Origin of the sequence: Wenzhouxiangella sp. 15190, assembly GCF_003417465.1 — a bacterium.
In the GTDB taxonomy this organism is placed as follows: domain Bacteria; phylum Pseudomonadota; class Gammaproteobacteria; order Xanthomonadales; family Wenzhouxiangellaceae; genus Wenzhouxiangella.
In genome coordinates this window covers 1-13,393 of the sequence record NZ_QVMV01000053.1, presented here as the reverse complement: position 1 = coordinate 13,393, position 13,393 = coordinate 1, and the positions used below count along the sequence as shown (strand labels likewise).

Genomic DNA, 13,393 nt, shown 5'->3' with positions numbered 1-13,393 from the left:
CGTAAAAAAGGTGACGAGCGAATCGGGTGAGCACGCGGCTTCGGTGTCGATGAAGCCGCGGCTGACTTTCCCGATCATAGCGGATCGCCTCGCTGTGCACGCGATGTGCACGCGAAGCGTTTCCGGCGTTGTCAGATATAGAAGTCCAGCTCTTCCTGGTGCTTGAGCAGATCGCGCATCTTGTGCGGATCGTCACCGAAGAAGTAGACCAGGCCCCAGTGTGTGCCGAAGGCTTCGCGTTCGGCCACCACCTCTTCCTGCAAGGGATAGAGCTCGTGGCTCTCGAAGTATGGATGTTCGGCCGTCTCTTCCGGGAAAGCCAGTTGGCTGACCACGCGCCGGCGCGGGAAAACGCCGAAACAACCCGCATGGCCCTTGGCGCCCTTGACCGGCTCGGGGAAGAAGGCGTCGACTTCTTCCTTCGTCGACTTGGGATCGAACACCAGTGCCGTTGCCTGGTAGGCGTTGAAGCCGTAGGCGCGCTCGATCAACTCGAACGCCTTGAAACCCGGCGGTCGATAGGCGACTTCACCGAAGTACATGGTGCCGTCGGCGGTGACGAAGTACTCGGGGTGAATCAGCCCGAACTTGATATCGAAGGCCTTGACCAGCTTCTCCACCTCACGCGTGATCGCTTCACGCCAGCTTTCGAGTTCTGGTGTTGCCGGCACGAAAACCGAGTAGCCGAGCGTGACGTACTCGGAAATGTTGAGAAACTTGATCTCGCCATCGTGAATCCAGGCTTCGACGGCAAATTCCCAGCCGTCGAGATGGGATTCCATCAGCAGCGGAAAATCGGTGTCCGGGATTGTATCGATTTCCTGGGGCCTTCGGATTACCCGGTGTCCCAGGCAGCCTGCCTGATCGAAGGCCTTGAGGTGAATCGGATCGTTGGGGTCGCCGTCGAGCTTGAGCAGCGTCTGGTTGACGCGGCGCAGGAAACGGTAGACATCGTCGCGGTCATGCGCTTCCTCGAACACGCCGACCCGGATACCGCCGAGGTGAGCACGGCGCTTCATCAACGCCTTGTCGCGGAACAGGACGGACTGTCCGTGCAGGCGCGGCTGGTCCATCAGCACCGAATTGATCGCGCCGGCCCATTCGACGGTCTCTTCGAATAGCGGGATCGAGACGTCCACGCCTTCCTTCTTGAGTGTCTCGGCGATTTCCAGGGAGCGCTCGTTGAGTCGCTCGAAGTCCCACTGGATGAACGGAATGTCGTGTTCACGGGCGTAGTCGGCCGCCCACGCCGGGGCGACCACGACGTAGCGCCGGTCGAAGCGCGCCATGGCATCGATGGCGTTGAGACTCCAGCCAAGAAGCGCGATGTAGCCCTTGTCGGGGTTCTTGTCTCTCGTTCCAGACCCACCTCCCCGGGCGCCGGTTTCGGATGGTGCGGTCGGATTCTGCTGAACCATGCGGATGTCTCCTTGGAGAAGCGAATGAGCGAATTCTCGGATACTTCAAACCTAACACGGGCACATGAATTTTTTGAAAAATGCAGGGCTTTTGGCGATCAATCGCGAAAAATGCCGACATTTTCCTGCAATGTGCTGCACGCCCGGATTCGGACATGCTTCGCGGGACCGTCAGGCCGATACCGACCGACGGCGTTGCACGCCTTCGTGAATGTCCTCGAGGATCATGTAGAAGCAAGGCACCACCACCAGCATGATCGAGGTGGCAAAGAGGATGCCGAAGCCCAGCGAGATGGCCATGGGAACGAGGTGCACGGCCTGGATGGAAGTCTCGAGAATGATCGGTGCCAAACCGCCAAAGGTGGTCACGGTGGTCAGCACGATGGGACGGAATCGTCGCGTGCCGGCGGCGAGAATGGCGTCATGCGCCGACATCTCGGTGCGCTTGCGGTTGGCGAAATGCACCATGATCAGCGCCCCGTTGACGACCACCCCGGAGACGGCCACGACCCCGAGCATGCTCACCAGTGACAGATCGTAGCCGAGCAGGACATGCCCGATGATGCCGCCGACGATGCCGAAGGGAATCGCCAGCATCACGATCAGCGGCTGGATGTAACTGCTGAAGGCAATGGCCAGCAACGCGTAGACAGCGAACAGCGCCAATCCGAAACCGCCCCACAGCGCCGCAGTGGATTCGCGCAGTTCGGCCTGGCTGCCCTCATAGGTCCAGGTGATGCCCGGAAAGTCCGCCCGTAACTGCGGCAGCACATCCTCGTTGACGGCGGCCAGAACGCGGCTGACCGCACTCTTGGGTTCGACGTCGGTTCCGACATTGATCACCCGGCGGCCGTCGCGTCGGTTGATCGAGGTGAATGCCTTGCCGGGTTCGACACGGGCCACATCCGAGAGCGGCACTTCCACGCCGTCGGGCGTGCGGACCATGAAGTTCTCCAGCGTGCGGATATCCTCGCGCGCTTCCTCGGGCAACTTCACCCGGACCTCGATCTCGTTGGTCCCGCGCAGGTAGCGCATGGCGATGTCGCCGTAGAAAGCGCCGCGCAGCTGGCGGCCGACCTCGACCGGCGTCAGGCCCAGCGCACGCCCCTCGGGTAGAAGGGTGAAATCGAGCTGCGCCTTTCCGCGTTCATAGTTGTCGTTGACGTCGCGGGTGTTGCCGAAGGCTTCCAGACGCTCGACCAGTTCGGCGGCGGCGTGCTCGAGCACGCCGATGTCGGAATGGCTCAGGTCGATGCTGATGTCGTCGCGCCAGCTGCCAGGCCCCCGCTCGGCCTCGAAGGTGATCTGGTCGACACCCTTGATATCGCCGATCTGATTGCGCCAGAGTTCGATCACTTCCTGGGTGGAGATATCACGCTCGGCCGGCGGCAGCATGACGATCTCGACGTCGATGAAATTGCTGCCGCGTACGTTTGTCTTGATGCCCTCGGCCGCCTCGTAGAGATCGTTGTCCTCGAACATCTGGTGCGTGGCGTTGGTGATCTGGGCGGCCATGTCGGCGGCGACATCCCGCGTCGTTCCCACCGGCAGGCGCACCCCGGCCTCGATCTCGTCGGCCGGCTGCTCGGGCATCATGATCATGCCCAGATGGTCACTGAGCGCGTAGCCCCCCGTGACTGCCAGCAGGGTGATGGCGCCGGTCAGCGTAACGTAGCGATGCCGCAGGCACATCTCCAGAAAAGGCTTGTAGCGCGTGTCGATCCAGTACGCGAACCCGCGCGAGAAGCGACGCTGCACGGTATGCAGGGTCTCGCCCACGGTCGCGTGCGAGCGCTCGCGGATATGGGCCAGGTGCGAGGGCAGGATGAACAGTGCCTCGAGCAGCGACAGGGCGAGCACCGTCACGACCACCACCGGCATTGGCCACCAGTACTGGCCCATGATGCCGGGGATGAACATCACCGGCAGGAAGGCGACGATGTTGGTCAGGATGCTGAAGGTGACCGGCCAGGCGATCTCGCGCGCGCCGGTGACGGCCGCGTCCATCATGCCCAGGCCGCGCTCACGGTGCTCGTAGATGTTCTCGCCCACCACGATGGCGTCGTCGACGACAATCCCCAGCGCGACCAGGAAGCCGAACATCGAGATCATGTTGATGCTGATGCCGAAGCCCGGCAGGAAGTTGATGGCCCCGACAAAGGAAATGGTCATACCCATCATGATCCAGAAGGCCAGGCGCGCTTCGAGAAACAGGGCCAGAATGAGGAGGATGATGATGATCGCCAGCGCGCCGTTCTTGAGCAGGAGATTGAGGCGGTCGGAAAACTCCTCGGCGCGGTTGGAATCGATTCGCCAGGTCACGCCCTCGGGGAGCGCGTTTTCCAGATCGTCGAGCACGGTCTGCACCGATTCGGCGACCTCCAGCGGCGACTGGGTGCCGACCCGGAATATCTCGATCTCGATCGAGGGCTGGCGGTTGAACTGCGAGTGAAAACCGGCCTCCTCGAAGCCGTCGCGCACCTCGGCAATATCGCCCAGGCGTAGCGGCGCCCCGGTCTCGGAACTGACCAGGACGATATCGGCCATTTCACGGGCCCATTCACGGCGCTCCTTCATCCGCAGCAGAATCTCGCCGCGGCTGGTGTCGATGGCACCGGCCGGCACGTCGCGGCTGGACTGTTCGATCAGGTCGGCGACCTGCGCGAGCGTCAGGTTGTATTCGCGCAGCACGTCCTGGGAAATCTCGACATGCGTGACATAGGACGGCACGTTGCCGATCTCGACCTGCGTGATGTTCGGCTGCGTGAGCAACTGGTCGCGCACGCGCTCACCGAGCTGGCGCAGCGTCCAGGTATCGACGTCGCCGTAGAGACCGATCTCCATGACGTCGCGCTGCCAGGAACGCAGCCGGACTTCCGGTTCCTCGGCATCGACGGGAAAAGTTCGGATCTGGGCGACGGCCTGATCGATGTCCTGGTAAACCCGCATGCGATTGACCCCGGCGACCAGCTCCAGGCTGATCGAACCCGAGCCCTCGCGGGCCGTCGAGGTGAGTTCCTTGATGCCCTGGACGCCGCGCACCGACTCTTCGACCGGCAGCAGGATGCCCTGCTCGACCTCTTCGGGCGCCGCCCCCGGGTAGGACACACTGACGTCGACGTAGTCCAGCTCGTAGCGCGGCTGGACTTCCTTCTGCATGCTGATCGCCGTCCACACGCCGCCGGCCAGGAGGATGATCATGGCCAGGTTGGCGGCGATCGGGTTGCGGACCATCCAGGCGATCGGCCCCCGGGCGTGGAGACCGTCGCCAGTCGGGGAATCGCTCATGCGTCGATGTCCTCCCCGGAATCGGTGTCGTCGTCCAGCCGCAGGCGCAGGCCCTCCTGGACGGTGGCCAGGCGAGTCGTCACGACACGATCGTCCGCACTCAAGCCTTCATCGATATAGGCGTAGCGCTCGTCCTGGAACACGATCGAGACGGGCTGGATGACCAGGCGGCCGTCGACCATCAGCCAGACGGTGTCGTCGGCACGAATATAGTCGCGGTCGAGCCGCAGCACGTCGCCAATCTCGCGCCCCTCGATGCGGACCTCGACGTACTCGCCCAGCATCAGGCGCGGCAGGTTCTCGTCGCTCTCGCGCGCCAGTGGATCCTCGACCGAAATCAGCACACGAGCCAGGCGCGTGCTGCCCTCGAGTTCACCGATGAGGCGAAACACCTCGCCTTCGCGAACCGCTTCCTGCGGCCAGGCACTGCGGTTCCGAACTACAACGCTCGAACCGGGCCCGTCGCCGTCGGGCACTCGCAGCCACTGCAGGCGAGAGACCGGCACGGTGGCTTCGACCCAGAAGGTATCCAGACCGACCAGCCGCCCGAGTGCCGCGCCTGGGCTGACCTGGGATCCGAGATTGATTTCCCGGCTGAGCACATGAGCATCGAAGGGCGCCTCGACGGTCGTACGCTCCAGGTTCAACTCGGCCTGTTCGACATCGGCGCGGGCCGATTCGACGTTGGCCTCGGCGGAGCGCAATTGAGGTTCGCGCAGCACCAGCGCCCGGCGCTCGGGCGGCAGGTCCCGGTCGAAGGATTCATAGTCGGAGCGCGCCGCCTGCTGCTCGCCGCGCTCGATCTCCAGCTCGGCGATGGCCTGTTCGAGCGCGCTACCGCGCTGTTCGAGGGCAATCCGGTAGTCGGCATCGTCGATACGCACGAGCATTTCACCGGCGTCGACGAAACCGCCCGGCACGAAGGATTCATGCAGTCCGACGATTTCCCCTTCTACGCGGGCGCTCAGGGAAATCTCGCGCGCCGGACGCACCGTGCCCATGGCTTCGATCATCGGCCGGAAGCTGCCGAATTCACCCTGGGTGACGTCCACCAGCGAGGCCGACTGGCGCACGGCCCCGTCACGGCTGGCCGTCGGCTCGGTGCTGAAGATGAAATAAAGCAGGATGGCAGCGCCCAGGACCAGCACTGCGCAAATAAACAGCGTGGTCGCGATGCGTCGTTTGCTGCGGTCGTTTCTCACGGCTGGCGTGTCAGTACTCACCGGGTATGTATCCCTCGTCAATCCGTTGTTCGGCGTCGATTACTCGGCCGGCTACTTGTGAGCGGACAACGTCGCGCCCCGAAGGTTTCGCCTGAAACTAACAGATACCGCAAGATCCTGCCGTCAATGCGCCCGGTCCTCGTCGAGGGAGACAGCCGTTATGCTAGTCTGTTCGCTATCGAACATACGTGCCGATGCCACCCCGCCATAATGGCGTGTTGAGTTACGGCAACGGAGTTGGCGATGGAAACCGGACCCGAAAGAAATGAATTGCTCGCTCTCTTGCCTGATCCGATAAAGGAGCGGGTTTTCCCGTTGTTGCGCGAGATCGAGCTGCCCCTGGGCAAGGAAATCTACGCTGCGGGCCAGGATGTCCAGTATGTGTATTTCCCGGCCGACTGCATTATTTCCCTGCTCTACGTCATGCTCGACGGCCACTCGGCCGAGATCTCGGTCGTGGGCCGCGAAGGTATCGTCGGCATCGCGGTATTCATGGGCGGGGACAGCACCCCCAGCCGGGCGGTGGTCCAAAGCGCCGGTACGGCCTACCGCATGCCGGCTGGCGAGCTCAAGCACGAATTCCACAACGATGCCGCCATGCGCATGCTGATGCTGCGCTACACCCAGTCCCTGATCACCCAGATGGCCCAGACCGCAGTGTGCAACCGGCATCACTCCATCGACCAACAGCTGGCCCGCTGGCTGCTGCTCTCCCTCGACCGGCTGCCGACCAACGAGCTGACCATGACCCAGGAACTGATCGCCAATATGCTGGGTGTACGCCGGGAGGGCGTAACCGAAGCGGCCGGCAAGCTGCAGAAGCTGGGTGTGATCAATTACCAACGCGGCCACATCACCGTGCTGGACCGCCCGAAACTGGAAGAACTCAGCTGCGAGTGCTACGCCGTGGTCAAGAGCGAAACCGACCGCCTGGCAACCTACGCGAAGCACCTCTAGAGCTGATCCGGCCTGAATGGCGAGTGTGCCCTGGCGAACAGACGGACAGCGCCATAGCGACGAGCATGGGTCACGCAAGGATTGCTGCAACACCCGCCCATCCGGCAGGTGGCGGCTTCCTGGCAGGAAAGGCCCATGTCCAAATCAACCGAACAACCTGCCACCAATCAACTGATCGATCAGCTGCCAGCCGCCACGGCCCGATATCTCATGGCCGCCTGTCATCCGGTCGATGTCGAGTTCGATCAAGTACTCGCCGAAGCCGGTGCGCCCGTTTACAATGTGCTGTTTCCTACCACGGCCATTATTTCGATCACGGCCGAGGTCGGCGGGCACAGGCCGCTGGAGATGGGCATGATCGGTTTCGAAGGGATGCTGGGCGCCTCGCTGGCCCTGGGCGTCGAGCGCCACCCGATGCGAGCCATCACCCAGGGAACCGGCACTGTTTTGGAGATTCCGGCACCCGATTTCCGGCAACAGCTCGAGAATAGTCCGGCCCTTAAGCGCGCGGTCCATGGTTATCTATTCGTGCTGGCCGAGCAACTGGGCCAGACCGCGGCCTGCAATGCCTTCCACGAAGTTTCCGCCCGCCTGGCCCGTTGGCTGTTGATGATGGACGACCGCGCCGGGGGGCAACCCCTGGTGCTGACCCACTTGTTTCTGGGTGACATGCTGGGCGTGCGGCGCAGCGCCGTCACCATCGCCGCCGGTCAAATGCAGGACAAGCAATTGATTCGCTACAGTCGCGGGCATATCCAGGTACTCTCGCGCCCCGGCCTGGAGTCGGTCGCCTGCGAATGTTATCCGGCGGCCATTGCGGCTTACCAACGCCAATTCGGTTGCGCTTGAATCGGTCCGATTAACGGCGTGACGAACCGGCCCGATCAGTTGCCCACCGGGGCAAGTGGCGGAACCACCGGAACGTCGGATGGCGCTTGTTGCACTAACCCGGGATTGGGTGAGCCATGGCGGCAGTACGGGGAATGCGTACAGACCGGGGCGCCGAAGGTATGCGCCACGGCATCCGCCCAGTGATCATCGGCCCAGCGCGGGTCACCGTAGTAGTGACCGATCGCATGCGCCATTTCATGCGCCATGACGTAGTAGTAGCGGCCGTGCAGCCAGGACTCGGGCCACTGCCCCGAGTAGATACGGTCATGATTGATGCTGATATACGGCCCCTCCCCTTCCGGACAGGACCGGTAGGGACAGGTAATGCCCCAGTGGCGCGAGTCCATGGTGCGCAGCCCTTCGCCATCGCAAAGCTTGCGCCATTGGCCACCGCGCCACCAAGGCATGCGCCAGGCCCGGACATGATCCGGCCCGAATCGATCGCGGGCGTACTGCCAGACTGAATTGGCCGCCGCCCAGCACCGCTGCCGGGGCACATCGCCGGGAAACGCCTGAGCCGCCCGAACCAGATTCTGCTCCAGGTACGGACTGGCCGGAAAACCTTCACTGGCATGGGCCGTTGATACCACCCAGCCCAGCACCAACAACAGGCCAACCAAGTACGCGCATACGCTCCTGATACCTTTTCTCCCGATCCGAGAAAAACCATCCCGAGCCAATCACCAGGCTGCATCGTCCATCTCATCGGGTGCCGGCGTCAAGGTTTCTGGGTGACAGAAGGACGGAAAACAGGAGGTGGGTCACGGTTTCAACACGCAGAGCGTGATCAGTGCCCAACCGCCGGTTCCACAAAAAAACCCCGGCCGCGCGAACGGCCAGGGTTTTTCCTGGAATTGAAACTGCTATCTTCGATTCAGATCGATATGCCGCATGGAGAAGACAGCAATCATCAACATCATCAAGACAATCAGCGCAATCCCGCCCTGTGAAAAGATCGGTATGCTGAGCGGTCCGCGTGAATTGGAGAATGTGCAGGTCACGCTCTCGCCTGCCTCGAGGGCAATGGCATCGGGCGATGAGCCATTGTCGCAGGTGGCACTGTCGAGCTGCCAATCAGCCGGTACTGTTTCACTCACGGCGTAGGTACCAGGTGGTCGCGTTTCCACGATGAATTCGCCGTGCATCAGGCTGAAGCTGCCGAGATCCCCGCTGAAGTCGAATGACTCGCCCGTATCGGACGGGTCGGCCTGTTTGAGTATGGTAATCGTGCCGTCGGTCGCAGTGAGTTCCGTGTTGACAAATGCACAAGTGACGGTCTCACCGGCGTCGAGCACGAAGTCTGCGGTTGCGGTTCCGAGATCGCCACTACTGTCGGTATCGTTACAGACAATATCGGTCAGCTCCCAGTCTTCCGGGACTGCCTCGGTCGCGCTGTAATTACCCGCCGCCAGATTGTCGACGACAATCTGCTCGCCGTCGGCGATGACACCGAGAGCGTCGCCTGTGAAGCTGAAGCCCTGGGTACTGCCCTGCGGGTTGGTCTGCTTTTCGACGATAATGGTTCCGGTGCCGGTTTGCTGTTGATCGCATGCACTTGGAACGGCAATTGCGTTGTTGGCCGTCGTGACGGTCGAACCGAACGCCAGTGCCCTGCCTTCAAGCGATGCCGAGTCCCCCAACGTAATACTGAGACCATCAGCCGTGCCACGAAACACGGTGCCGACAAAAGCGGAATTGGCGCCAATAGTGGTGCCACCGGTGGGCGTCCAGAAAACATTGTCCGTGCAGGCCCCGTCGGCCGTTACGACGCTGGAATCGGCTGCGGCGTCAAGCGCGCCGTCCGGCCGGAATATGTAGACCCCGTCGCCGCTCAGCGTAACCGTCGTGCCGGTGGTGATGCTCATGGCCCCCGTGCTCGAGTAGCAGCCGGGTGGAAACTCGCCCGGCGGGCCACCGTCGATACTCACCTCGTCCAGGGCTACGGCGGCACCGATCGAAGTACATGATTGCGAGTCCAGGTCAGATCGGGCGGCGTTCTGGTCAGTCCCGGTTTGCGCCGGGCAGGGTGTCTGAACTGTCCCGTTAACGGTGGGATCAACAGCGGGCCCGGTGGTGAAACAGACATCACCGTCGATTGCCGTCCCGGCCGTGGTATTGCTGTAAGTCTCGGAAACGATCGCGAATGAGCTGGTCGATCCGAGGTCGGGTGCGGTCTGGGAAAACGCCGGGACCGAAAGCAACAACAACGCCGCACCCGCACTGGCCTGAAAAATACGCGCCATCCGTGGCGGGAATACGCCCACGCCCGGAGAAACTGGCCTGAGGCACCGCGTATTGGGGGCTCGTAAACTCATGATTCTCAAGTAATTCTCCCTAGTAGCCATTTGCTATGTATATATGACATTTCAAGGCTAATTTGGGGCTCGCTGGATTTCTGTGCGGTACCGCACACAGAAACGACAGCATCATTTATGGAACCACTCTTTCCATCCCGTCGTATCCGCACAGCGCTGATATCCCTGCCCGCAACCTTCGCCAGGTTCGGCGGAGTTTCAGATATGACTTCTCCGAAGCACGTCCGGAGCCGTCCATAACTTCTCCAGCGATCTCAGCAAGCCTTGTTCGCTCCCGAACAGACACGCAATCCGGCGAGAGTCATTTTAAGAACAGTCGGCAAACCTCGCGTCGACCGCGGAACGATACCTGTCCTGCGGCATCGGCATGGGGATGCGTCGCCATGGCGCCAGGCCGGCACGCTAAAACCGAGCATTTTTCCGGGCAATCGAAAAGTCATTGCCGCGGATTTTATGTTTCGTAAGACATAGCGGGAACAGGACCGGATTATTCCGCTTCTTCGGTTCACTGCCAATAGGGATTTCGATATGACTACATACACAATGAATGGCCACGAACACTCGACCATGCGGATTCAGCCCGGGATTATTAAGGGAATCGTGGAAAACCAGGTCGCGCAGTTTATGCGAGCGCGGTGGCGATTAGGTGCGCGTCCGGAGCAGTTTAGCTGTCTCCAGAGTGCGGACCCGCAAATTCAACTTCAGGAAGCTCTCACGCAAATCGAGAAGCTCCTGCAGGAAAACACACAGCTTCTGCAAAACGTGCTTCTACTCAGCCAGGCGTTGAATGATGCCCATTCATTGCACCACACGAATGAACCTACCGACCGGCCGGATGGATATAGATTGCGACTGGAACATGAACATCATGGTTGGAACACGCAAGCACACATGCAGGTACGATCAAATACGCTAGAGCGACAAAGGAGGCCGGCATATTTGACGGCAAGGTCACCAGGGAGCCCCTGAAGGTTCATTCAGAGGCTCCCGATCAACAACCTAACCCTATCCGACACGGCGTCCGCTAATTAGCTGGAACAGTACCATGATGACGGCAAGTACTATTAGGAGGTGAATCAAACCACCCATGGTGGTGCCAGAGACGAAGCCGAGCACCCAAAGTACAGCGAGAACAACAGCAATTGTAAATAACATAATCAGTCTTCCTTGGATTTTGTGATAAGCCAGAGACTCCTTTAAAGCATACCGCTGTGACCGGAATTCATCTGTGCGCTCTCGCACCCATGTGCACCGCTGTCTCCGGCAAGAGATGACCCCCTGATCGGACGGGCAAACCGACGCGGCGGAATAGGGGTTCTTGGTCCAGTAACCTTACCGGGGCGCCTTCCAGCAATACTGGCTTTGGCCAGGACATGACCCAGATCCAGCGCCAACGTAAAAAGAAACAACGCATTCGACACTACTGCCCTTTCCGAGCCAGCGCATGGCTTCGGAGGTTGCTTGCAAACCGGGCACGCCTCTTTGACTGGTCTATGCATCCATTCACCGACCACAAACCAGGCACAGCCGGCAACCCACAAAGCTTCCATTGCGGATTCGTATTTAAACATGCAACAGCTGCGTCAACGTACAGACGCGGACCAGACACCTTGCTATCCTTTTTATCGCGTGCTCAACTCGAGCACCGTAACAGGACGTCAAATATGTTTACTATAAGCAAACAATTCCCCGGATCGAGGCTTATCTCTGGCTTGTTGATTACAGCCCTGGGCATCACATTCTTGGCCGCATGCTCGACGGCAGCCAAGAGCGCATATGATCGAAGCGATCTCAAGCAGGATGCAAATACCGCGCTGAGCCTGGCGAGAGCCAGCAACAATGGGTTTGATGCCATCATCCAAAGCGCACCCGGCTACGCCGTATTCCCGAGCGGCGGCAAGGGTGGTGCAGTTGTCGGTGGTGCCTACGGGCGAGGTATCGTTTACAAGAATGGCACGCAGGTCGGTTATACCGACTTGAGCCAGGCCACCCTCGGCCTGCAACTCGGCGGCCAAGCATATACCGAGATTCTGGTATTTGAAACGACTAATGCGCTGGATAAATTCCTCCAGGGGAACTATGAATTCAGTTCCCAGGCCACGGCCGTCGCATTGCAATCCGGCGAAGGCACAAACGCTAAATTCGAAGATGGCGTCGCCGTATTCACCATGGATGAAGCTGGCTTGATGTTCGAAGCCGGAGTTGGCGGACAGAAGTTCTCCTACCAAGCATTCGCGGCCAGATAAGCTCTGCTTTAGGGTCGTAGATTCGACCACGGCACTTCCATAAATGAAGTGCCGTTTTTTTTATACTCTGGACGCAACGCAGAGATATTCAGAAACCCTGACACTAAACCCGCTGCCTTGTTTTCAACCCGGAATGCTTTTGAAACACGCCAGCAATTATCAATATCGTCAATAAAAGGATTATAAGGCCACCGCGGGAAAATAGCGGGACGCTGACCATGTGTACCGCCAGAAGCGAATTCGTGAATGTACAGGTCACATTCTCACCGGCCTGAAGGTCGATGGCGGTGACTGGTGACCCGTCGCTGCAGTTGGCGCTGTCGAGCTGCCAGCCGGCCGGCAGTGTTTCGCTTACGCCATAAGTGCCGGGTGCTCGCGTTTCCACGATTAACTCCCCATGCATCAAGCTGAATTCACCCAGATCCCCGGTGAAGGCAAACAACTGGCTCGTATCGGCAGGATTGGCCTGTTTTAGGATGGTGATCGTGCCTTCATTCGCAGTCGCCTCCGTGTTGATAAACACGCAGGTTACGGTCTCGCCCGGATCGAGCACAAAGTTCGCGGTTGCCCTTGCGATATCGCCGGTACTGTCGGCATCATTGCAGATGATGTCGGTTAGTTCCCAGCCTTCCGTAATCGATTCGGTCGAGCTGTAGGCTCCCGGCGCCAGGTTGCCGATGACGAGCTGCTCGTCGTCAGTCAAAGTGCCTGCCGCATCGCCGGTGAAGCCAAAGCCTTGCAGGCTGCCCTCCGGGTTGGTCTGCTTCTCGACGATGATGGTGCCGCGCTCGGTGTTGGTGAAAACGCAGCGTACTGCTTCGTCGGGCTCGACGTTGAAGGTTGCGGTCGCCGTGCCGATATCGCCGGTGCTATTCGCATCGTCGCAAACGATCGAAGTCAGGTCCCAGTCGGCGGGCAGGGTCTCGGTCGAGGTGTAGGTGCCCGGATCCACCAGGACCGTGATGCTGTTACCGTCGGTAAGCGAGCCGGCGACATCGCCGGTGAAGTCGAACGCCTGGAGGCTGCCGTCAGGCAGGGTCTGCTTCTCGACGGTG

10 protein-coding genes are annotated in these 13,393 nt (G+C 60.5%); 3 read left to right on the top strand and 7 right to left on the bottom strand.

Going from position 1 to position 13,393, the window contains the following annotated elements:
• Positions 1-131: 131 nt before the first annotated feature.
• The 3 genes from DZK26_RS13750 to DZK26_RS13740 all read right to left on the bottom strand — a co-directional run bounded on the left by DZK26_RS13750 (position 132) and on the right by DZK26_RS13740 (position 5,929).
• Positions 132-1,418 carry an acetyl-CoA carboxylase biotin carboxylase subunit family protein gene (locus DZK26_RS13750; protein ID WP_258870839.1) on the bottom strand — a complete coding sequence of 429 codons (1,287 nt, stop codon included), beginning with the start codon at positions 1,416-1,418 and terminating at the stop codon, positions 132-134.
• Between the two features lie 171 nt (positions 1,419-1,589).
• Positions 1,590-4,706: an efflux RND transporter permease subunit gene (locus tag DZK26_RS13745; protein WP_116897747.1), complete on the bottom strand. Its 3,117-nt coding sequence runs from the start codon at positions 4,704-4,706 to the stop codon at positions 1,590-1,592.
• Positions 4,703-5,929, bottom strand: coding sequence for an efflux RND transporter periplasmic adaptor subunit (locus DZK26_RS13740; protein ID WP_220337080.1), 1,227 nt, complete (start codon positions 5,927-5,929; stop codon positions 4,703-4,705). The genes DZK26_RS13745 and DZK26_RS13740 overlap by 4 nt, the downstream gene beginning before the upstream one ends.
• 243 nt (positions 5,930-6,172) lie before the next feature.
• Between DZK26_RS13740 and DZK26_RS13735 the strand changes: the two genes are divergently transcribed.
• Both DZK26_RS13735 and DZK26_RS13730 read left to right on the top strand, forming a co-directional pair.
• Entirely contained in the window at positions 6,173-6,886 is a 714-nt protein-coding gene (locus DZK26_RS13735; RefSeq protein ID WP_116897748.1) for a Crp/Fnr family transcriptional regulator, read from the top strand.
• A 135-nt stretch (positions 6,887-7,021) separates the two neighbouring features.
• On the top strand, positions 7,022-7,735 hold the full coding sequence (locus DZK26_RS13730) for a Crp/Fnr family transcriptional regulator (RefSeq protein WP_116897749.1): 714 nt from the start codon (positions 7,022-7,024) through the stop codon (positions 7,733-7,735).
• 35 nt (positions 7,736-7,770) lie between these two features.
• Here the strand turns inward: DZK26_RS13730 and DZK26_RS13725 are convergent, their stop codons facing one another.
• The 3 genes from DZK26_RS13725 to DZK26_RS13715 form a co-directional block, all read right to left on the bottom strand.
• Positions 7,771-8,397 carry a hypothetical protein gene (locus DZK26_RS13725; protein ID WP_116897750.1) on the bottom strand — a complete coding sequence of 209 codons (627 nt, stop codon included), beginning with the start codon at positions 8,395-8,397 and terminating at the stop codon, positions 7,771-7,773.
• A gap of 243 nt (positions 8,398-8,640) precedes the next feature.
• On the bottom strand, positions 8,641-10,020 hold the full coding sequence (locus DZK26_RS13720) for an ice-binding family protein (RefSeq protein WP_181918329.1): 1,380 nt from the start codon (positions 10,018-10,020) through the stop codon (positions 8,641-8,643).
• A gap of 1,077 nt (positions 10,021-11,097) precedes the next feature.
• Positions 11,098-11,247, bottom strand: a complete 150-nt coding sequence (locus tag DZK26_RS13715; protein ID WP_116897752.1) for a lmo0937 family membrane protein — start codon at positions 11,245-11,247, stop codon at positions 11,098-11,100.
• Between the two features lie 560 nt (positions 11,248-11,807).
• Here DZK26_RS13715 and DZK26_RS14365 point away from each other — a divergent pair.
• A complete protein-coding gene (locus DZK26_RS14365; protein WP_181918330.1) occupies positions 11,808-12,338 on the top strand; it encodes a YSC84-related protein in 531 nt (176 codons plus the stop codon).
• 103 nt (positions 12,339-12,441) lie between these two features.
• Here the strand turns inward: DZK26_RS14365 and DZK26_RS14360 are convergent.
• On the bottom strand, positions 12,442-13,393 hold a 952-nt coding region (locus DZK26_RS14360), incomplete at its 5' end, for a hypothetical protein (RefSeq protein WP_220337083.1).

Excerpts from the sequence above, each read along its gene's own strand:
- DZK26_RS13720 (WP_181918329.1), bottom strand. The coding sequence starts at position 10,020 with ATGGCGCGTATTTTTCAGGCCAGTGCGGGTGCGGCGTTGTTGTTGCTT.
- DZK26_RS13735 (WP_116897748.1), top strand. The coding sequence starts at position 6,173 with ATGGAAACCGGACCCGAAAGAAATGAATTGCTCGCTCTCTTGCCTGAT.
- DZK26_RS13730 (WP_116897749.1), top strand. The coding sequence starts at position 7,022 with ATGTCCAAATCAACCGAACAACCTGCCACCAATCAACTGATCGATCAG.
- DZK26_RS13750 (WP_258870839.1), bottom strand. The coding sequence starts at position 1,418 with ATGGTTCAGCAGAATCCGACCGCACCATCCGAAACCGGCGCCCGGGGA.
- DZK26_RS13715 (WP_116897752.1), bottom strand. The coding sequence starts at position 11,247 with ATGTTATTTACAATTGCTGTTGTTCTCGCTGTACTTTGGGTGCTCGGC.
- DZK26_RS13745 (WP_116897747.1), bottom strand. The coding sequence starts at position 4,706 with ATGAGCGATTCCCCGACTGGCGACGGTCTCCACGCCCGGGGGCCGATC.